18 protein-coding genes and 1 tRNA gene are annotated in these 19,472 nt (G+C 53.0%); 15 read left to right on the top strand and 4 right to left on the bottom strand.

The genetic code is table 11. The features are described 5' to 3' along the window. The first annotated feature begins 304 nt into the window (after positions 1 to 304). From AC0LWM_RS06750 to AC0LWM_RS06740, 3 genes are all read left to right on the top strand, one after another. Positions 305 to 3,256 (top strand): RNA polymerase sigma factor, encoded by a 2,952-nt coding sequence (locus AC0LWM_RS06750; protein WP_474674142.1) that lies wholly within the window; start codon positions 305 to 307, stop codon positions 3,254 to 3,256. Between the two features lie 81 nt (positions 3,257 to 3,337). Next, the gene (locus tag AC0LWM_RS06745; protein WP_474674141.1) at positions 3,338 to 4,228 is read left to right on the top strand and encodes a VOC family protein; all 891 of its coding nucleotides are present in this window, start codon (positions 3,338 to 3,340) and stop codon (positions 4,226 to 4,228) included. 51 nt (positions 4,229 to 4,279) lie between these two features. Next, on the top strand, positions 4,280 to 4,744 hold the full coding sequence (locus tag AC0LWM_RS06740) for a VOC family protein (protein WP_474674140.1): 465 nt from the start codon (positions 4,280 to 4,282) through the stop codon (positions 4,742 to 4,744). A gap of 13 nt (positions 4,745 to 4,757) precedes the next feature. Here AC0LWM_RS06740 and AC0LWM_RS06735 read toward each other — a convergent pair whose 3' ends face one another. Beyond that, positions 4,758 to 4,859 carry a DUF3238 domain-containing protein gene (locus tag AC0LWM_RS06735; RefSeq protein ID WP_474674218.1) on the bottom strand — a complete coding sequence of 34 codons (102 nt, stop codon included), beginning with the start codon at positions 4,857 to 4,859 and terminating at the stop codon, positions 4,758 to 4,760. A 299-nt stretch (positions 4,860 to 5,158) separates the two neighbouring features. Between AC0LWM_RS06735 and AC0LWM_RS06730 the strand changes: the two genes are divergently transcribed. Then, positions 5,159 to 5,953: an HAD family hydrolase gene (locus tag AC0LWM_RS06730; protein WP_474674139.1), complete on the top strand. Its 795-nt coding sequence runs from the start codon at positions 5,159 to 5,161 to the stop codon at positions 5,951 to 5,953. A gap of 194 nt (positions 5,954 to 6,147) precedes the next feature. After that, a complete protein-coding gene (locus AC0LWM_RS06725) occupies positions 6,148 to 6,732 on the top strand; it encodes an LOG family protein (RefSeq protein ID WP_474674138.1) in 585 nt (194 codons plus the stop codon). A 130-nt stretch (positions 6,733 to 6,862) separates the two neighbouring features. Here AC0LWM_RS06725 and AC0LWM_RS06720 read toward each other — a convergent pair whose 3' ends face one another. After that, positions 6,863 to 7,627, bottom strand: coding sequence for a sugar phosphate isomerase/epimerase family protein (locus AC0LWM_RS06720; RefSeq protein WP_474674137.1), 765 nt, complete (start codon positions 7,625 to 7,627; stop codon positions 6,863 to 6,865). Positions 7,628 to 7,759: 132 nt separating this feature from the next. Here AC0LWM_RS06720 and AC0LWM_RS06715 point away from each other — a divergent pair, with 132 nt between their 5' ends. Then, positions 7,760 to 8,575 (top strand): helix-turn-helix domain-containing protein, encoded by an 816-nt coding sequence (locus tag AC0LWM_RS06715; protein WP_474674136.1) that lies wholly within the window; start codon positions 7,760 to 7,762, stop codon positions 8,573 to 8,575. A 139-nt stretch (positions 8,576 to 8,714) separates the two neighbouring features. Here the strand turns inward: AC0LWM_RS06715 and clpP are convergent, their stop codons facing one another. Next, positions 8,715 to 9,296: an ATP-dependent Clp endopeptidase proteolytic subunit ClpP gene (clpP, locus tag AC0LWM_RS06710; RefSeq protein ID WP_474674135.1), complete on the bottom strand. Its 582-nt coding sequence runs from the start codon at positions 9,294 to 9,296 to the stop codon at positions 8,715 to 8,717. 226 nt (positions 9,297 to 9,522) lie between these two features. Here clpP and AC0LWM_RS06705 point away from each other — a divergent pair, with 226 nt between their 5' ends. Beyond that, complete coding sequence (locus AC0LWM_RS06705; protein WP_474674134.1) at positions 9,523 to 10,017, top strand: hypothetical protein; 495 nt, start codon at positions 9,523 to 9,525, stop codon at positions 10,015 to 10,017. A gap of 219 nt (positions 10,018 to 10,236) precedes the next feature. On the opposite strand, the gene AC0LWM_RS06700 is transcribed toward AC0LWM_RS06705, so the two are convergent. Beyond that, a tRNA-Arg gene (locus AC0LWM_RS06700) sits at positions 10,237 to 10,311 on the bottom strand. Positions 10,312 to 10,914: 603 nt separating this feature from the next. On the opposite strand from AC0LWM_RS06700, the gene AC0LWM_RS06695 reads away from it, so the two are divergent. The 8 genes from AC0LWM_RS06695 to secG all read left to right on the top strand — a co-directional run bounded on the left by AC0LWM_RS06695 (position 10,915) and on the right by secG (position 19,455). Continuing rightward, positions 10,915 to 11,949, top strand: coding sequence for a sugar-binding transcriptional regulator (locus AC0LWM_RS06695; protein WP_474674133.1), 1,035 nt, complete (start codon positions 10,915 to 10,917; stop codon positions 11,947 to 11,949). Positions 11,950 to 12,025: 76 nt separating this feature from the next. Continuing rightward, complete coding sequence (gap, locus tag AC0LWM_RS06690; RefSeq protein WP_474674217.1) at positions 12,026 to 13,033, top strand: type I glyceraldehyde-3-phosphate dehydrogenase; 1,008 nt, start codon at positions 12,026 to 12,028, stop codon at positions 13,031 to 13,033. Positions 13,034 to 13,155: 122 nt separating this feature from the next. Continuing rightward, a complete protein-coding gene (locus tag AC0LWM_RS06685; protein WP_474674132.1) occupies positions 13,156 to 14,337 on the top strand; it encodes a phosphoglycerate kinase in 1,182 nt (393 codons plus the stop codon). Positions 14,338 to 14,374: 37 nt separating this feature from the next. Continuing rightward, positions 14,375 to 15,127 carry a triose-phosphate isomerase gene (gene tpiA, locus AC0LWM_RS06680; RefSeq protein WP_474674131.1) on the top strand — a complete coding sequence of 251 codons (753 nt, stop codon included), beginning with the start codon at positions 14,375 to 14,377 and terminating at the stop codon, positions 15,125 to 15,127. After that, a complete protein-coding gene (gene gpmI, locus AC0LWM_RS06675) occupies positions 15,128 to 16,666 on the top strand; it encodes a 2,3-bisphosphoglycerate-independent phosphoglycerate mutase (protein WP_474674130.1) in 1,539 nt (512 codons plus the stop codon). A gap of 30 nt (positions 16,667 to 16,696) precedes the next feature. After that, positions 16,697 to 17,983: a phosphopyruvate hydratase gene (eno, locus tag AC0LWM_RS06670; RefSeq protein WP_474674129.1), complete on the top strand. Its 1,287-nt coding sequence runs from the start codon at positions 16,697 to 16,699 to the stop codon at positions 17,981 to 17,983. A 271-nt stretch (positions 17,984 to 18,254) separates the two neighbouring features. After that, the gene (locus AC0LWM_RS06665; protein WP_474674128.1) at positions 18,255 to 19,022 is read left to right on the top strand and encodes a sugar phosphate isomerase/epimerase family protein; all 768 of its coding nucleotides are present in this window, start codon (positions 18,255 to 18,257) and stop codon (positions 19,020 to 19,022) included. A 196-nt stretch (positions 19,023 to 19,218) separates the two neighbouring features. Beyond that, positions 19,219 to 19,455: a preprotein translocase subunit SecG gene (secG, locus tag AC0LWM_RS06660; protein ID WP_474674127.1), complete on the top strand. Its 237-nt coding sequence runs from the start codon at positions 19,219 to 19,221 to the stop codon at positions 19,453 to 19,455. Positions 19,456 to 19,472: the final 17 nt, after the last annotated feature.

Raw genomic sequence — 19,472 nt, 5'->3', positions numbered from 1 at the left:
CGGCTTCAAAAATTTCGAGAAGCTGTTTGCTTCGTCGGATTTCATGCGGGTATTTTCGTACACGATGATCATCGGGACGAGACGGGCAAAGGCGCGAACGATTGGTATCAAGCGAATAAAAAATAACGTTTCGAGCGGCATGGGCCGCTGCAGCTATGGGAGGTACTCCTAAGTTGCAGCGGTTTTTTAATTTTAGGTAAGCGTTGTCAAAAAGTTGTTGCAACTTGTAGAAGTTAGGATATAATGGAATTATAAATGCGAAAATACGTTCGCATAATCACGGTCGCTTGGGGGAGCTATGGCGTTGTACAACGACGAATTAATCGAAAGTTTGGAACAGCGGCCCGATGAAGAGCTGGTCGAGCTCGCGCGCTGCGGCGATAAGGAAGCGATGAACGCGCTGCTGACGAGGCATCGGAACCGGATGTTCGGTTGGGCGAGGAACATTACGCGAGACGCGCACCTGGCGGAGGATGTCGTACAGGAAGCACTTGTGCGTGCATTCCTGAAGCTGGCGACGCTAACCGACGTCCGCAGGTTTTTGCCGTGGTTGCAGACGATCGTGCGCAATTCGGCGCGGATGAAGCTGCGGCGCGGCGGGCCCCACGGGCGGGAGAAGCCGCTTTCGGCGTTTGACCGTTCCGGAACCGCTGAGGAGCCGGACTGGAGCAATATGGAGACGGTGCTGTCGGAGCTCATGCGCCGGAATCAAACCCACCAAACGCGGGTTTGGACGGACGATCCGGCGAATTGCGTTGTCGAGCCGGAGTTGGCCGAGCTGATGAGCGTGCTGCTGCCGCGCCTTGGGGCGAAGGAAAGGCTCATCTTCGAGAAGCACTTTTACGAGCAGATCAGTCCGACGGAACTGGCCGAACACTTCAATACGTCATTGAACAACGTGCATAAGACGATATCACGGGCTCGGCAGAAGCTGCAGCGCGAGCATATGGAGCTGGACATTCGGGCGAGCCTTCGAATGCACCTGGATAGGCATGGGCGAAGGCAGGCGATGATCGCCGAGCCGCCGATCCTGGGCCAAGCATATATGCATCCGGATGCGGCGTTTATCGATTGCTTGTATTATACCGTGTCCTATGCCGGACACGCCGATATGACGATGACCGACGTGATGGGCTACAGCGGGTACGCTTTTTTGTTACAGTTGGTGACCCACAACGCCGCGATCGAAAGCTTGTTTTATTGGGACTGGGATACGTATTGGAGCAATGCCATTCTCAATTTCGGCATGTATTCACGATTCGTCGATTATCAGCATTTTGTGCCCGCGCCGCATAGCCCTCATCGCACGCGCAACCTGATGTTCGCCCTGGAAGTCATTCGCGAGTCGGTCGATCAAGGCTTTCCGGCGTGGGTGACAAGCTGCAGCCGGTACGGCTGCCAGATGATCTATGGCTACGACGACGAAGAGCAAGTTTTGTATTCGGTTGATCCCGACGGCCGCGAGAAAATTCCTTATATCAAGCTGGCTGCCGGCGTAACGAATTCGCTGTATTTATTCGCGTGCGACGGCAAGTTTGATCTACCACCGGACAAAGCATTGACCCGGCTGCTCGCCATGATGGTCAACCATGCGCGAGGCAACGTTCTGACGTTCGGCGGCTGCATCAACGGGCTTGCCGCATACGAAGCCTGGATATCCGCGCTTCGCCGCGGCGAGGTCCAGGAGCTTGGCCATGCCTTCCACGCGATGACAGTTGGAAAGGCGCGAAGGTACGGCGCCGATTTCTGGCGGCAGCGGGCGAATCGACTTCCGCAGGAGTGGGCGCGGATTGAGGGAGCTGCCGGTTTTGTATCCCGGATTGCCGAGCGTTACGACTGCGTTGCGGGATGCTTCATGCGGCTGCACGAAAGGTTTCCTTACCCGTCGGGCGGACAGCCGAACGAGCCGGAACAAGCGGCTTATGCGGTATCGCTGCTGGAAGAGGCCCGTCACGCGGAGAGCGAGGCGATTGAATGCGCCGAGCGGCTGCTGGAGCTGCTGCACAGCAAAGGGACGAACGGCCCTGCGCCGGGGCTCGTACCGATTCATCCGCTATACTGCTTCGGACACGCGTTCGAGAATAATCGGGAGGATTTCCCCGCGGCACGATTCGCCTATCGCGGCCAAGTGGTCCATAGTCGCCGTCTAAGGCGGTCGATCCGATTGTATGCCGCCTTGTTCGGCAGGGAGCGGGAGCTCGATGACGGCATCTTGAACCGGTCGATATACGATATCCCGATGGACGACGGCATCAGCCTGCTGTTGATGGATCCGCGGCTCGACCTGGTCCACGCGGATTGGCGTCCGCAGTACCTTATCTGGACGGAAGATATTCTTAAGGCGAAGAAAAGACTAGTGGATCACAAGTTTGCGATCGTGACGGACATTATGAAGGGCGCGCGCAGCCAATTTTTCGTATGCGCCGATCCGGACGATAACCAGCTGCTTGTTTATGACGGCAGCCTGAGGTGGGAGGAACCTCCTTTGCATGCCGGCTTGAATGACGCAGCGGCTTCGTATCCACCGTCCATTCCGTTTCGGCTTGCCGCGAGGAACCCGCAGCGGTCCGCTGAGCTATACGATTCGGCGTTCATGGGCCTTGTACCTGAGATCGTCGAGAAGCTGCGCAGCGGCTCGGACGAACCGCGCCTTTGCCTGCAGGTGCCGGACGTGGTCGCCGCATATCGAGTCGTACGGCAAAGTGGCGTTCGCATCGTGCGTCACCTGGCCGAGAAGGAGCGGGAAGCGTGGGCAGCAGGGGGAAGATCGGGCACGGATGAATGGGCAAGGTCAGGAACAGATATCGAATACAAATCCGGCGCAGGTAAAGAAACAGCCCCGGATGCAGTTGCAGACGCAAGAGCAAGTTATAATGCGGTATCAGTTAGGAACATACATAGACGAGTCGGAACTAGCTCAGTAGCGCTCGCAAGCAACGGAGTCGGTTTGCGAGCGGAGGAGGGAGCGGGAGCGGGTACGGTTGCTCGTGCCGATGCCAATGCCAATGCCGGTGCCATTGTGGGTGCCGTTGCCGGTGCCGATGCCAGTGCTGTTGCCAATGCCAATGCCAGTGCCAGTGTCGATACCGGTGCAGTAACGGGTGCAGTTGCCCGTACGGCTGCCAGTGGCGATACCAGTATTGATCCCGGCGGAGGTGCGGGTACCGAGGTGGGATCCGGAGAAAAATTAGGCGCGGGTTTTACGTTTGTCGATTATGATGGAACGCCGGTCCGGGTTGTCGGGGTAAAAGTTTGAACTTTTTTATATCCGAAGTCAGTTTAACACCCCTAGCGGGCATCTATTTATTAGAGTGATAAAAAAGGAGGTACTTTCATCGTGAATCAGGTTGATCAAGTCAAACAGTCGAATCGACGGACTAAAGTGAAACGTATTGAATGCATCTATATTCCCGTCACCCATGCGGAAGATTCGGCACACTGGTATATCGAGTATTTCGGCATGGAACTGCTCCGTCCGGCATCGGCAGACCAAGCGCAGCTTCGCATCAGCGACGATCAGACGATCTTTCTAATCCGGACGGCTGAGCGGACGACTTTGAACTATACCAAGGCGAACGGCAACGAGATGTCGGCTTTGACGCTCGAAGTCGAGCATCTTGACGAGCTATACCGTTCGATGAAGGAAGCCGGGGTGCGGACCGACGAGCTGGAGGACGCCGGCGGCTGCGGGCGCGGCTTTCATGCCTACGACCCTGACGGGAATATGCTTCATGTCTGGGGAGGTTGGCCTGAGCCGTGGAGGCGTAACGTTGACGGAGTATATAAAGTCGACTTGTCGTTTAACGGTCCTGAGGTCCGTGAACGAAGCCGTATCCAATCTACGTTATGCGTAGAAATTCCGGTGACGAACGTGCCTCGCGCGGTTGATTTTTACGTTAATAAGCTCGGTTTATTCATTAATCGCGAGTGCAACCCGTACCCGATTCAGGACGAGTGGGACATTACATTCGTCGATCCGGTCGCTGCCGGGCCGCGGCTCGTGCTTGTCAAAGCGGATAACGGCGGCCTTGGATATACTGTCCAAGGAGAGCCGCATCATTTTTTGCTGCTGCAAATCGATCCGCATCAAGATCTGTTACAGCTGCGGCAAGAGCTAATCTCTATGGGCATCAAGGTCGGCGAGTATCGTGACAGCGGGGGCTGCGGGCGGGCGTTTAACGTGTACGACCCCGACGGCAACATCATTCGATTGAGCGATTGGAAATAAACGATAGCTTTTGCAGGACCGTAATCAGATGAAACAAGGGAGAGTGATCGAATGTCGAGTGTCGAGCAAGCTCAGGCTTTGGCTGCGAATACGGCAAGCCGGCCATCGTTTATAGGAAGTATTGCGACTATTTACGTTCCCGTTTCGGACTTTTGGAAATCGAAGAAGTGGTATGAGTCTGTTCTCGGGTTAGAGTGGGGAGGACACTGTTTTCTTTTGGATTCTGGACCGACCTTATTTCTGTGTGAAACCAAGGATCACGCGAAACCTCATTTCAATTTCAAGGAAAGAGAAGGCTACGAGATGTTTGTCGTAACCTTCCAAACGAAAACGATCGAACAATTGCACGATTTCCATGTGTATTTACAGCAAAACGGCGTGAAAGTCGAAGATATCGAAGATCGAGGATTATGCGGACGGAACTTCAAATTTTACGATCCGGACGGAAATAAGTTCGATGTGTGGAACGGCGATTATCGCCATGAAACCGCTCCGCAATGGGTCGAACCGGAATAAGTGTTTCTCATGCTTACACCGTTTTATCGAAATGATATTCCATTACCCCGGCCAACGCGGCCGGGGTATCGCCGGTTTCGTGGAAGTCGAGAGTACCGGAAAAACAATCTTTGATTGTTTTGAAATAAGCAGCTACTCCTTCGTAGGGCCCAACTCCAGTTGACGCCCTATCTCTTCATGCTATAATAAACATAAGGATTAGGGAAAGCGCTTAACCGTATTTGGCCGAAGTTGAGTGACTATAGAGGTTAAGCAAAACAGGTGATTATAGCACTTAACCATACGAATGATTATGGCGATTAAGCAATGCCCTATTTTGTTGTGCGGTATAATCCATGCACGCGGTGTTGCGTCATATGACCGGGGACATGAAGCCAAGCTGCTGTTGCAGTCATCGAAGGGGAGGAACCTCAATTGAACAAGACATTAATCGTGACCGATATGGATGGGACATTGCTTAACGGACAGGAGCGCATTAGCGAAGAAAACTTGCGGGCGATCAAAGCGTTTATGGAGGCGGGAGGATTGTTCACGCTGGCGACGGGCCGCGCGGAAAAATCCGTAATGCCGTACGTTCGGGAGCTGGGAGTGCAGCTGCCGCTTATTTTGTACAATGGGGCGCGAATCGTTCATCCCGAGACGCTCGATATTTTGTACGAAAAGCAATTAACAGTGCCGCCGGCTCTTTGGAACGAATTGTTGGAGCGTATTGACTCCGGGCTGGAACTGCTCGTTTATCTCGGGCGCGACGTATTCCCGCTGTCGGCGGAGTCTTGGACGAAACGTATTGCCGAAGGGAAATTCGACAAACCGGCACTCGAGTTCGGCGAGAAGAACGTTGCGAAGCTTGTTGCGGTTTCGGCCTCTCACGAACGGTTGGAAGAGATGAAACGATTGATCCAAGAAAGCGGCATGCCTTGCACGCTAGTCTATTCCGAGCCGACTCTGCTCGAAATATTGCCGCAAGGGGCTTCGAAGGGCGACGCGCTGAAGGAGCTCGTGCGCATGCTGCAAATTGACGGCCTTCGCACAATCGCGCTTGGCGATTATTTGAACGACGTTGAGATGCTGAAGTGGGCCGATAGCGGCATCGCGGTCAGCAATGCACATCCGCAGTTGAAGGAAGTCGCCGACGAAATTACGGTACACCATGAGCAGCATGCCGTAGCGACTGTTATTTTTGAGAAGACAGGTTTAAAAGTTTCGTAATAGAGGGAAGCACCGGTTCGAGTGAGGTTGTGGTCGTATTGAGGACTTTTTTGAGTCGTAAAGATAAAGTATTCGAATGAGATCATTGCCGATTCGGACCAACGGAGCATCGTATCTTTTCTCTATATATTGTATAATGTAATAATGGTGTGTACCAAATATAGAGTAATCTCAGCAGGGAGTAGGAAAATACGATGAAGAACATTTGTGTTTTTTCGGGTTCGAATCCGGGGAATGGTCCGGAATTTATGGAAGCGGCGGAAACGCTCGCGAAGCTGCTTGTATCGCGCGGGAAAGGTCTGATTTATGGCGGTTCCCGGTTCGGTCTGATGGGAAAATTAGCGGATACGGTGCTGGAGGCGAAGGGCGAAGTTGTTGGCGTCATGCCAAGGGGCTTGTTCCGGGGCGAAATGATACATACGGGACTGACGAAATTTCATGAAACGGCCAATATGCACGAGCGTAAGGCGAAAATGTATGAGCTGTCCGACGCTTTTATCGCCATACCGGGTGGTTACGGAACGTTCGAAGAATTGTTCGAAGTGCTTAGCTGGTCTCAGCTCGGCATTCACCAGAAGCCGATCGGATTGCTCAATACAAAAGGTTTTTACACGCCGTTGGTCGACATGGTTAAGCATGCGATCGATGCCGGATTTATTCGCGAATCGCAAATCGGTTTGTTCGTCGTTGATGAAGATCCGGAAGCGCTGCTGCAGAAGCTGGAGCAGTTCCAAAGACCGGTTTACGAGAATAAGTGGAAAGACCTCGAGAACAAGTAAACAACATCTATCGTGGAGCTTTAAAAAAGAAACCGCCTTGCCTTGCTGCACGATGTGCGCTTCGGTCGAGGCGGTTTTTCGTATTTGGCCGGAGCCGGTGGCAGGCGTTTATTAAATGCTTCGCTTCTTCTTACAGGTAATTGTCCTTCAGCCAGTTCATGCTGATCGCGATGCTGTTCAGCGCGCTGCCTTTGCAGTTGTCTTGCTCCACGATAAGCCATTGCGTGCCGGCGGCACCCGCGGAGGCAATAACGCCCGGCAGGTCGATGTCGCCTGCGCCAAGCTCGACGGTTTCGATGGAGCCGTCGCTATGCTTTTTCGTATCTTTTAAGTGAAGGAGCGGCAGTCTGCCTTCGTATTTGCCGATATAGGCAACAGGATCGAAGCCGGCTGCATGAACCCAGCAAGCGTCAAGCTCGCAGAACATTTCTTCCGGCGTAGTCGAAGTGAATAGAACGTCCATAAGCAGCTGCTCGCCGATTTTTTCTTTCAGCTCAAAATCGTGGTTATGATATCCGAACCGAATGCCGCTTGCCGCGAATTGACGCGAGGCATGCTTGAACAGCTCAATCAGCTCGGTAATGTTCTCCGGCGATTTGCGCATCTCCTCGGACAAATAAGGGCAAACGACATATGGGCTGCCGATGGCCGTGTTCATCTCGATTTCTTCTTGCAGGTGATCGCGCAAACGCTCGACGCTAACATGACTGCCTACCGAAGTCAGCTTCAATTCGCCCAGAAGTTCTTTCAGTTCTTGCGGAGCCAATCCGCCGTAACCCGCAAACTCAACACCCTCATAGCCAAGCGCGGCGACCTGCCGCAGCGTTCCTTTGAAATCTTGCGCCGTCTCATTGCGCAGTGTGTACAGTTGAATTCCGATTCCCATACGTGACATTGATTTCACCATCCATCCAGAGGTATGTAACATTCTACTTTTATGTATATCACAGCTCGCCTATAATGAACATGAATGATCTTATCAAACATGAACAATCTTGCTACATATCGACAAGAGGTGAGTTTGCCGATGCTACCGGACCCACCGTCCGAAATATTGATCTCCGGTTATTCCACGCATACGAAGCCATTCATAATGAACGAACGCCAAGGGCTTCCGATGTACCTGTTCCGCATGCAAACGGAAGGCAGCTGCGAGGCTTGGGTGCGTGACCGCTTCGAACCGATCATTGCTGGCGATCTGCTGATGTACGGGCCCGGAGAGCCGTATGAGCTGCGCGTTGGCGCATCCGCCCCGCCGCCGGCGAAAATCCACAGCACCGACTATTTTATCATGTGTCAGGGGCCGTGGCTTGATGCTTGGTGGAAAGGGAGCGGAGGGCAGGCCCGGGCTATCAAAACCTATATCGGGCTGGACGAAAGCTGGATCTCATTATGGCGCCAAATTATTCTCGAAAAAAGGCGCATCCGCGACGCCGACCCTTCGATCGCCGAGCATTTGCTACGGCTGCTGTGCCTGACGCTCGACAGGGCGATCAACGAACGGACGCAGGCTTCGCCCAGTTCCCGTTCCTATGTGGCGTATCGGCTGAAGCATTATGTGGAGCGGCACGCGATCGAGCCGTTCACGCTGGAAGAGGCGGCAGGCAGCGTCGATATGAGCGTTTCCCGGGCCAGCCATCTGTTCAAGGATACGTTCGGCCAATCGATTATCGACTACGCGATCGAGGTGCGCCTTAGTCTCGCATGCGAACGCATCCGGTTCAGCAGCATGACGCTGGAGCAGGTCGCCGAAACGACCGGCTTCCACAGCTACAGCTATTTTCACCGCACGTTCCGCGCTCGAATGGGCATGTCGCCGAAAGAGTACCGGGAGCGGATGTAGTGGAGAGTCCTGGCGATGCGGCTATGCGTAATAGCGAATAGAACGATGCGAATGCATGTATATCGTGTAAAAAAAAGCCTTTCCCCTGACCCGACGCGAGGTCGTGATGGGGAAGGCTTTTATCGTTGTGGCTTACGCCTTATACGCGCTCGATCACTTTATCGATCAAACCGTAAGCTGCGGCTTCTTCCGCGCTCATGAAGTAGTCGCGGTCCGTATCCTTCTCGATGCGGCTGAGCGGTTGGCCCGTACGCTCGGCCAGGATCGTGTTCAGCTTGTCGCGCATTTTCAGGATGCGCTTCGCGCGAATTTCGATGTCGCTCGCTTGCCCTTCGGCGCCGCCGAGCGGCTGATGGATCATCACTTCGCTGTTCGGCAAAGCGAAACGTTTGCCTTTGGCGCCCGCCGCAAGCAGGAATGCGCCCATCGAAGCGGCCATGCCTACGCAGATCGTAGATACGTCGGGTTTGATGAATTGCATCGTATCGAAAATCGCCATGCCGGATGTGATCGATCCGCCCGGGCTGTTAATGTACAAATGAATGTCTTTATCCGGATCATCGGCTGCCAGGAACAACATTTGCGCTATGATGGAATTGGCGACGACATCGTTCACCGGGGTGCCGAGGATAATGATGCGATCCTTCAATAGCCGGGAATAAATGTCATAAGCGCGCTCGCCGCGATTGCTTTGTTCGATAACCATAGGGACAAAACTCATATTTATCTGCCTCCTGACATGTGAAATAATTGCTACATCGCTATCATACAAAAAACAAATACAAAAGTCAAAGATAGTCAAACTTTTTTGATCAAATTTTAAATTGATATATTCCGTCATATTCCATAAATTATCCAGAAAACGGAGTCAAGGGGTGACGCTTGCTTTATTTCCGGTGGAACAAAATGTTAATTCGTGCGTCTAATGATGCAGGAGGTGGTTCATCGTGATCAAACAATTGATCGCAGTGTCCTTGTTATTGATGATGTTAGCGACAAACGGCTATTCGTATAACGTAGTACCTGCTGTGAAGTCGGCCGACCCGCCGAAGCAAGAGCTGAAAACCCCACCCTTGCCCAAGATTAGCACAACGTCACAAGACATTCCTGCCTACCAGAGCAGCTATTGCTGGTACCGGCTTGGCTGTGCCGATTTTATCGGCGGCAAAGCGCAGCTTCGGGGCAATGCACCTACCGCTGTAGAACCTGGAACGCAAATATGGATCACCTGGGACTATGAGCCGCATCCAATGCGTATGAATGTGAACGTGGAAGACGATTCTCAAGGGAAACCCGCAACGATAGCGTTAGAAAACGGCTCGTTCCAAGCGCCTGAAGAAGCCGGAGAATACTACTACACGATTTCGGCGGATTGGCTAACGAAAGACCAACAATTCGTTACGAACCAAACGTCGGTCGTCATCGGAATCAAAGTGAAATAACAAAACCGCATTTTGCTAGTATAGGTCATCTGGCATATTGTCATACGGGGGTGAGAGGAAATTGATTATATGTTGAGTTTATGAACCGTTGGACCTGCGGATGCAGGGTCCGGCGGTTATTTCTCTTAGGTGATGAAGATGTGAATGCATCGATTCGCCGGGATTTACGGAAAATGAAAAAAAGCCACCCGATGTCGGATAGCTTCTTTATAGGAAAAATGGCGCGCCCGCGAGGAATTGAACCTCGATCTCAGGCTCCGGAGGCCTACGTCATATCCATTGGACCACGGGCGCATGTGAGATAGCGAAATTTATTATATGACAGATAGATGAGAAAAGCAAGCATGTTTGTTCAGATTTTTTTGGAAGCCGATTGTGTCTACTGTTACGGGAGGAATCTCGCGGGGATAACTGCAAAAGTACATCTATTATTTCCTCTCTGTCGGACAAGCCAAGTGTTACTGCAAAAATGCAGCTATTATTCTCGAAATCATCGGTTCAGACGTTCATTCCGGCCAATAACTGCACGGTTGCAGTTATTTGTCTGTTAAGGTGATCAAGTTGGTTAAATAAATGTACTTTTGCATCTAAGTTTGTAGAGCGTCCCAAGAGCGGTCCAAGTGAAGGTGCCTGCAGTCCCTTTCGAGCACTTAGTTCTCATCACTTCCTTTTGGAGAATTTCCGCCACAAATCAAATAACAAACAGTATAAAAGTTTAAATGCCGAATGTTGTGTCGAATACTTGAAAATCGACATCTTTTTCGTTACAATGATAGTGGGACTTAAAAAGAACACGCGGGACGTTTTACGACCAGCTATTGATGTAAGCAGGGCGCATCAGAATTAGTCGTACACCTTAGCCGATGTGTCACCGTAATTTTTGCTGGGGCGGATCCAATGAGGAATATTGTAGACATTCAGAAGCAGCTTGTGCCGGACATCATGGACGTATTGAAAAAAAGATACACCATCCTGCGACACATCATGCTTTCCGACGTAATCGGCCGCAGAATGCTGGCATCCAGCCTCGATATGACGGAGCGTGTGCTGCGGACGGAGGTCGATGTGCTGAAAGCGCAAGGGCTGCTCGAAACCGACGGTCTCGGCATGCGGATCAGCGAAGCGGGACGCAAGCTGCTCGACGACATGGAGCCGGTCGCCAAGGAACTGTTCGGCTTGTCCGACATGGAAGAGGCGATTCGCGACCGATTCGGCCTGAAGCAAGTGTTCATCGTACCCGGCGATTCCGATGTCTCGGAGATCACGAAGAAAGAGCTTGGACGCGCGGGTAGCGCGGCACTTCGCAAATACGCGGCAAGCGGCGACATCATCGCGGTAACCGGCGGCTCGACGCTGGCGGAGATCGCGGGGCAGCTATCGCTGCCGGCCCAACTGAAGGGCATATGGTTCGTGCCTGCACGCGGCGGACTTGGCGAAAGCCTCGACTACCAAGCGAATACGATCGCATCGATGATGGCGAAACGGACGGGCGCACGCTACCGACTGCTGCACGTGCCGGATCATCTCAGCGATGAAGCGTATCAATCGCTGATGCAGGAGCCGAACATCCAAGAGGTCGTCCAGTTCATCCGGCAAGCGCGCATCGTCGTTCACGGCATAGGAGACGCGATGGTGATGGCCCGAAGGAGAAAGGTCGACGAACAGACGATCGAGAGCATCGCAGCCGACGGAGCTTTGGCGGAGGCGTTCGGGTATTATTTTGACCGAAGCGGTAAAGTCGTCCACAAGATGCCGACGGTTGGACTCCGCATCGAGGACATTCAAGAAATCGAAACCGTCATTGCGATAGCAGGCGGCAAAAGCAAAGGCGAAGCGATCGCTTCGGTGCTGCGGTTCGGTCACGAAGACCTGCTCGTCACGGACGAGGCGGCCGCACACGAAATGCTGAAGCATGCGCCGACGCGAGATTGAACGTAACAGATCAAGAGATCTTGACGTGCCTCTGGCTCGTCTTGAAATATAAAAAAGCAAAAAAACAGGAGGAATTATCATGGTAAAAGTAGGTATTAACGGTTTTGGACGTATCGGCAGAAACGTATTCCGCGCTGCGCTGAACAATCCGGAAGTGGAAATCGTTGCAGTCAACGACTTGACGGACGTTAACACGCTTGCTCACCTTCTTAAATATGACACGACGCATGGCAAACTGAACGCGACGGTTCAAGCGGGCGAAGGCGCGCTGATCGTAAACGGCAAAACAATCAAAGTATTCGCAGAGCGCGACCCAGGAAACCTGCCTTGGGCTTCCGTAGGCGCGGAAATCGTCGTTGAATCGACGGGTATTTTCACGGCGAAAGAAAAAGCCGAGCTTCACCTGAAAGGCGGCGCGAAAAAAGTTATCATCTCCGCACCGGCTACGAACGAAGATATCACGATCGTTATGGGCGTTAACGAAGACAAATACGATCCAGCTCAACATACCGTAATCTCGAACGCTTCTTGTACGACGAACTGCCTTGCTCCTTTCGCGAAAGTTCTGAACGACACGTTTGGTATCGTAAAAGGCATGATGACGACGGTTCACTCCTACACGAACGATCAATCCGTTCTTGACCTGCCTCACAAAGACCTGCGCCGTGCTCGCGCCGCTGCAGAGAACATCATTCCTTCGACGACGGGCGCTGCCAAAGCGGTTGGCTTGGTACTGCCTGAGCTGAAAGGCAAACTGAACGGCGGATCCATGCGCGTGCCTACGCCTAACGTATCCGTTACGGATCTGGTTGTCGAGCTGTCGAAAGACGTTACGGTTGAAGAAGTCAACGCAGCGTTGAAAGCCGCTTCCGAAAGCACGCTGAAAGGCATCTTGAACTACAACGAAGAGCCGCTTGTATCGAGCGACTACAACGGCGACCCTGCTTCCTCCACGATCGACGCTCTGTCGACGATGGTCGTTGGCGGCAACATGGTTAAAGTCATCTCCTGGTACGACAACGAGTGGGGCTACTCCAACCGTGTCGTTGACCTTGCCGCTTTCATCGCGAAAAAAGGTCTGTAATCTTAGCAATAACCGCATAATATAGCGCCAAATAAAGAGGAGAAGCTGCAAAGTGACTCCTCTTTAGCTAGTTTGTGTTTGATGTATAGATGCCCATTACCGAACCTTAGGAGGTCCAAGCGATGAACAAAAAAAGCGTGCGCGATGTAGAAGTAACGGGGAAAAAGGTGTTTGTCCGCGTTGATTTTAATGTACCTTTGGAAAACGGCAAAATTACCGACGATACGCGGATCCGCGAAACGCTGCCGACGATTCAGTATTTGACCGAGCGCGGCGCGAAAGTGATCCTGGCGAGCCACTTGGGACGTCCGAAAGGACAAGTCGTCGAAGAAATGCGTTTGACGCCTGCGGCAACCCGCCTGTCCGAGCTGCTCGGCAAACCGGTTGTCAAAGCCGACGAAGCGATCGGCGACGCCGTGAAAGCGCAAGTAGCCGCTCTGAACAACGGCGACGTATTGCTGCTCGAGAACGTCCGCTTCTATGAAGGCGAAGAGAAGAACGATCCGGAACTCGCAAAAGCTTTTGCCGAGCTGGCTGACCTGTACGTGAACGACGCGTTTGGCGCTGCACACCGCGCTCATGCGTCGACGGAAGGCATCGCTCATTATTTGCCGGCCGTTTCGGGACTTCTGATGGAGAAAGAGCTGGACGTGCTCGGCAAAGCGCTTCATAACCCAGAGCGTCCGTTCACGGCGATCGTAGGCGGATCGAAGGTTAAGGACAAAATCGACGTGATCAACAAGATGATCGAGATCGCCGACAACATCATCATCGGCGGCGGCCTGTCGTATACGTTCTTCAAAGCGCAAGGCTATGAAATCGGCCAATCGCTCGTCGATAACAGCAAGCTGGATCTTGCCCTTGAGTTCATGGAAAAAGCGAAGAAGCTCGGCAAAAACTTCCTGATTCCTGTCGATATCGTCGTATCCGACGATTTCAGCGCTAGCGCCAACACGAAAATCGTTGATGTTGACGGCATCCCGGCCGACTGGGAAGGTATCGACATCGGACCGAAAACACGCGAAATTTATGCGGAAACGATCAAAAATTCGAAGCTTGTCGTCTGGAACGGACCGATGGGCGTATTCGAAATCGAGCCGTTCTCCCACGGCACTCGCGCGGTAGCGCAGGCTTGCGCGGAAACCTCCGGCTACACCGTCATCGGTGGCGGCGACTCCGCTGCAGCGGTTGAGAAATTCGGCCTGGGCGACAAAATGGATCATATCTCCACAGGCGGCGGTGCTTCCCTCGAGTTCATGGAAGGCAAAGCACTGCCGGGCGTTGTAGCGTTAAACGATAAGTAAAATTTCGATCAGACAAGACGAAAGAGAGGGACTCCACTTGAGAAAACCGATCATCGCAGGCAACTGGAAAATGTTCAAAACGATTGGCGAAGCGACCGCTTTCTTGAACGACGTGAAGGGCAAAGCGGAAATCGACGGCGTAGAGAGTGTTGTATGCGCTCCGTTCACGGCGCTGCCGGCACTTGTCGAAGCAGCAAAAGGAACATCGATCCGCATCGGCGCACAAAACCTTCATTTCGAAGACAACGGCGCGTTTACGGGCGAAATTAGCGGCGTGATGCTGAAGGACATCGGCGTTGATTATGTCATCATCGGCCATTCCGAGCGCAGAGCTTATTTCGCAGAGACGGACGAAATCGTGAACAAGAAGGTCCAAGCGGCGTTCAAGCACGGCATTACGCCGATCGTTTGCGTAGGCGAGAAGCTGGAAGAGCGCGAAGCAGGACAAACGAAGGACGTATGCAAGGTGCAAACCGAAGGCGCGTTCCAAGGCCTGTCCGCTGAGCAAGCGGCACAAGTCGTTATCGCATATGAGCCGATCTGGGCGATCGGAACTGGCAAATCTTCGACGGCTGAAGACGCAAACGAAGTATGCGCGTATATCCGCAGCCTGATTTCTGGACTGTACGGTCAAGCAACGGCGGACGCGATCCGCATCCAATACGGCGGCAGCGTGAAGCCGGGCAACATCCGCGAGTACATGGCGGCGAGCGACATCGACGGCGCGCTTGTCGGCGGAGCAAGTCTGGAGCCGGCTTCGTACATTCAATTGGTCGAGGGGGCGCGCTAAATGTCCGCTCCTAAACCGGTAGCACTGATTATTATGGACGGCTTCGGGCTGCGCGACACGGTAGTAGGAAATGCCGTAGCGCAAGCGAAAAAGCCGAACTATGACCGTTATATGGCGACGTATCCGCACACGCAGTTGACGGCGTGCGGGGAAGCGGTCGGTTTGCCGGAAGGGCAAATGGGCAACTCCGAAGTGGGCCATTTGAACATCGGCGCAGGCCGCATCGTGTACCAGGATTTGACCCGCATCACGAAGTCGATTCGCGAAGGCGATTTTTTCGACAACGAAACACTGCTTGCGGCGGTTCGCCACGCGAAGCAAAACGGCAAGAAGCTTCACCTGTATGGCCTTGTATCCGACGGCGGCGTGCATAGCCACATTGGACACTTGTTCGCGCTGCTGGAGCTTGCGAAGAAGGAAGGGCTGGCCGACGTATACGTTCATGCGTTTCTGGACGGCCGCGACGTTTCGCCGGACAGCGCCAAAGGGTACATCGAGCAGCTGCAGAAAAAAATCGCCGAAATCGGCGTAGGCAAAATCGCGACGGTGCAAGGACGTTACTACTCGATGGACCGCGACAAGCGCTGGGATCGGGTGGAGAAGTCCTACCGCGCGATGGTATACGGCGAAGGCCCGCAATACACGGATCCGATCAAGGCAATCGTAGAGTCGTACGAAAAATCCGTGTTCGACGAGTTTGTCGTTCCGACGGTCATCGTTGATGAGCAAGGTAAGCCTGTCGGGCAAGTGGAATCCGGCGATGCGGTCATCTTCTTCAACTTCCGTCCGGACCGGGCGATTCAGCTGTCGCAGGTGTTCACGAACGAAGATTTCCGCGGTTTCGACCGCGGCGACAAGTTCCCTCGCGGATTGCATTTTGTATGCTTGACCTTGTTCAGCGAAACGGTTGGCGGTTACGTTGCGTATAAACCGAAGGATTTGGACAACACGCTGGGCGAAGTACTCGTGCAGCATGGCAAGAAACAACTGCGCATCGCCGAAACGGAGAAATACCCGCACGTGACGTTCTTCTTCAGCGGCGGACGTGATGTTGAGCTTCCGGGCGAAACGCGCGTTCTGATCAATTCGCCGAAGGTGGCGACGTACGATTTGAAGCCGGAGATGAGCGCATACGAGGTGGCTGCTGCGGCTGTCAGCGAAATCGAAGCCGACAAGCACGACGTCATCATCTTGAACTTCGCGAACCCGGACATGGTCGGACATTCGGGCATGCTCGAGCCGACGATCAAAGCGGTAGAAGTGACGGACGAGTGCATGGGCCAAGTCGTCGAAGCGGTACTCGCCAAAGGCGGCGTGTGCATCATCACGGCCGACCATGGCAACGCCGACATGGTATTCGACGAGCAAGGCCGTCCGTTCACGGCGCATACGACGAATCCGGTACCTTTTATTGTGACCGATTCTCGTGTTAAACTGAGAGACGATGGCATTTTGGCCGACATTGCACCGACGATGCTGGACTTCTTGCAGTTGCCGCAGCCGGAGCAAATGACCGGACGTTCGATGCTGGTGAAGTAACCTATTACTATTTCAAAGGAGCGTTTTACGATGACTACGATTTCTGACGTTTTCGCCCGCGAAGTGCTTGACTCCCGCGGCAATCCTACGGTTGAAGTTGAAATTTACCTGGAATCCGGCGCAATCGGACGCGCGATCGTTCCTTCCGGCGCTTCCACGGGCGCTTATGAAGCTGTCGAACTGCGTGATGGCGACAAAGGCCGTTATTTGGGGAAAGGTGTCCTAAAAGCGGTAGAAAACGTGAACGAGATTATTGCCCCGGAAATAATCGGCTTGGATGCCCTTGATCAAGTAAAAATCGACAAAAAAATGATCGAGCTTGACGGAACGCCGAACAAAGCAAAGCTTGGCGCCAACGCGATTCTTGCCGTTTCGATGGCAGTAGCACGCGCGGCGGCTGAAGCTCTTGCCGTTCCTCTATATACTTACCTTGGCGGCTTCAACGCCAAAACGCTTCCTGTACCGATGATGAACATCATCAACGGCGGCGCGCATGCCGACAACAACGTCGACGTTCAAGAGTTCATGGTTCTGCCTGTAGGCGCACCTACGTTCCGCGAAGGTCTTCGTTGGGGCGCGGAAATTTTCCACTCTCTGAAATCGGTTCTGAAAGAAAAAGGACTGAACACGGCAGTAGGCGACGAAGGCGGTTTTGCACCGAACCTGGGATCGAACGAAGAAGCGATTACAACGATCATCTCCGCGATCGAGCGTGCCGGCTACAAACCAGGCGTTGACGTATTCCTGGGCATGGACGTTGCTTCGACGGAATTTTTCAAAGACGGCAAATATCACCTGGAAGGCGAAGGCCGTTCCTTCACTTCCGCGGAATTCGTTGATTTCCTTGCTTCCTGGGTTGAGAAATATCCGATCATCACGATCGAAGACGGCTGCTCCGAAGACGACTGGGAAGGCTGGAAGCTGCTTACCGATAAGCTTGGCGGCAAAGTGCAGCTCGTTGGCGACGACCTGTTCGTAACGAACACCGAGCGCCTGTCCGACGGCATCAAGAAGGGCGTAGGCAACTCGATCCTCGTTAAAGTAAATCAAATCGGCACGCTGACGGAAACGTTCGACGCGATCCAAATGGCGAACCGCGCAGGTTACACGGCTGTTATTTCGCACCGCTCCGGCGAAAGCGAAGACAGCACGATCGCCGACATCGCCGTAGCGATGAACGCAGGCCAAATCAAAACCGGCGCTCCGTCCCGTACGGACCGCGTGGCGAAATACAACCAGCTGCTTCGCATCGAAGACCAACTGGGCAACGTTGCGCAATATGCGGGCGAAAAAGCATTTTTCAACTTGAAAAAATAATTCGGTTTCAGCTTAGGCTGAACTGAATTGAGGAAGCAGGCAACACACGCAAGGCGAAAAGGGAAGGGCAGTTCTGATCGATCGATGGAGCCGCCCCCCTTTCTGAATCGAGAAAAAACGGCATACACCGGATGGCGAGCGTAAGCTTGCGGGCGGTGGCAGAACGTATTTCGGTATTCGTATCGCCTTTCACGGCGGGTGTGGCCTGCTTCTTTTTTTAAATGTACGGCTTATACATAAATGAATTCATTTACTTTGGGAGGGAACAATCATGGGGAAAATACCGGTAGGCGTACAAATGTACACGCTTCGTGACGAAGCGCAAAAAGATTTTGTCGGCACGTTGAAACAAGTGGCTGAAATCGGCTACAACGGGGTGGAATTCGCCGGTTATTATGGCCATTCGGCCAAAGAATTGAAGCAAATCGTGTCCGATCTGGGCCTTGGCACGCCGTCCGCGCACGTTGGCTTAAACTGGCAGGCGCCTGATCAATGGGAGTCGGATTTCGCGCGCCAAGTTGAATACGCTTCCGAGCTCGGCATCAAGTATATCGTGCTGCCCGGCATGCCGTATCAATCCACTTGGGGTAAGGCGGAGCTTGACGACGCCATCGCCAAAATCCGCAAAGCGGCCGAAATGACGAAAGCGGCCGGCATGACTTACGGCTATCATAACCATGCGTTCGAATTCGACAAAATCGAAGGCGAGTATGTGCTCGACACGATTTACCGCAGCATTGGAGCAGATTTGCTCGTATGCGAAATCGACGCAGGCTGGGTGCATCGCGGCGGCATCGATCCGGCCGAATATATGTCGCAGTACAAGGGACGCGTGCCGCTTGTGCATGTGAAGGATTTTACGGCGGAGAACGAGTTTACGGAAGTGGGCAATGGCGTTGTGAACTTCAAAGGCGTATTCGACAGCGCGCAAGAAGCGGGCATCGAATATTACATCGTGGAACAAGATCAGTGCAGCGGCTCGCAGCTCGAGAGCATCAAGATCAGCTTGAATTACCTCAAAGGGCTTGGCATTGCATAAAAAGCAGGAATATGGTAAAATGAGAGTGCTGTTTTTGTAACTTGATGTGGTTACTGAATGGGGTCAAGCTTATGCTTACGATGTGACTTTCTAACGAAAGTCCAGCTTATGCTTACGAAGTGGCTTTCTTCGAAAGCCGAGCTTATGCTTACGATGTAGCTTTCATACATGAAAGCTTTCAGGAGGTGGAACAAACATGTTAATTTTCTGGAAAGTTCTTTTGATCATTTTCTCGTTGGCCCTGATTGCTGTTGTATTGCTCCAGAAGGGCAAGAGTGCAGGGTTGTCGGGTGCCATCTCCGGAGGCGCGGAGCATCTGTTCGGCAAGCAGAAGGCGCGTGGGCTCGATTTGTTGCTATCTCGAGTGACGATCGGTATTGCGGCAGGATTTTTTATTCTTTCGATCGTCGTCGCTTATTTTGTGAAAGCTTAACATGACAAATGAAGCAG

It is taken from the genome of Paenibacillus sp. sgz302148 (genome assembly GCF_056120465.1).
Note: the sequence above shows the minus strand (reverse complement) of the source record. Positions and strands in the feature narration are given on the sequence as shown.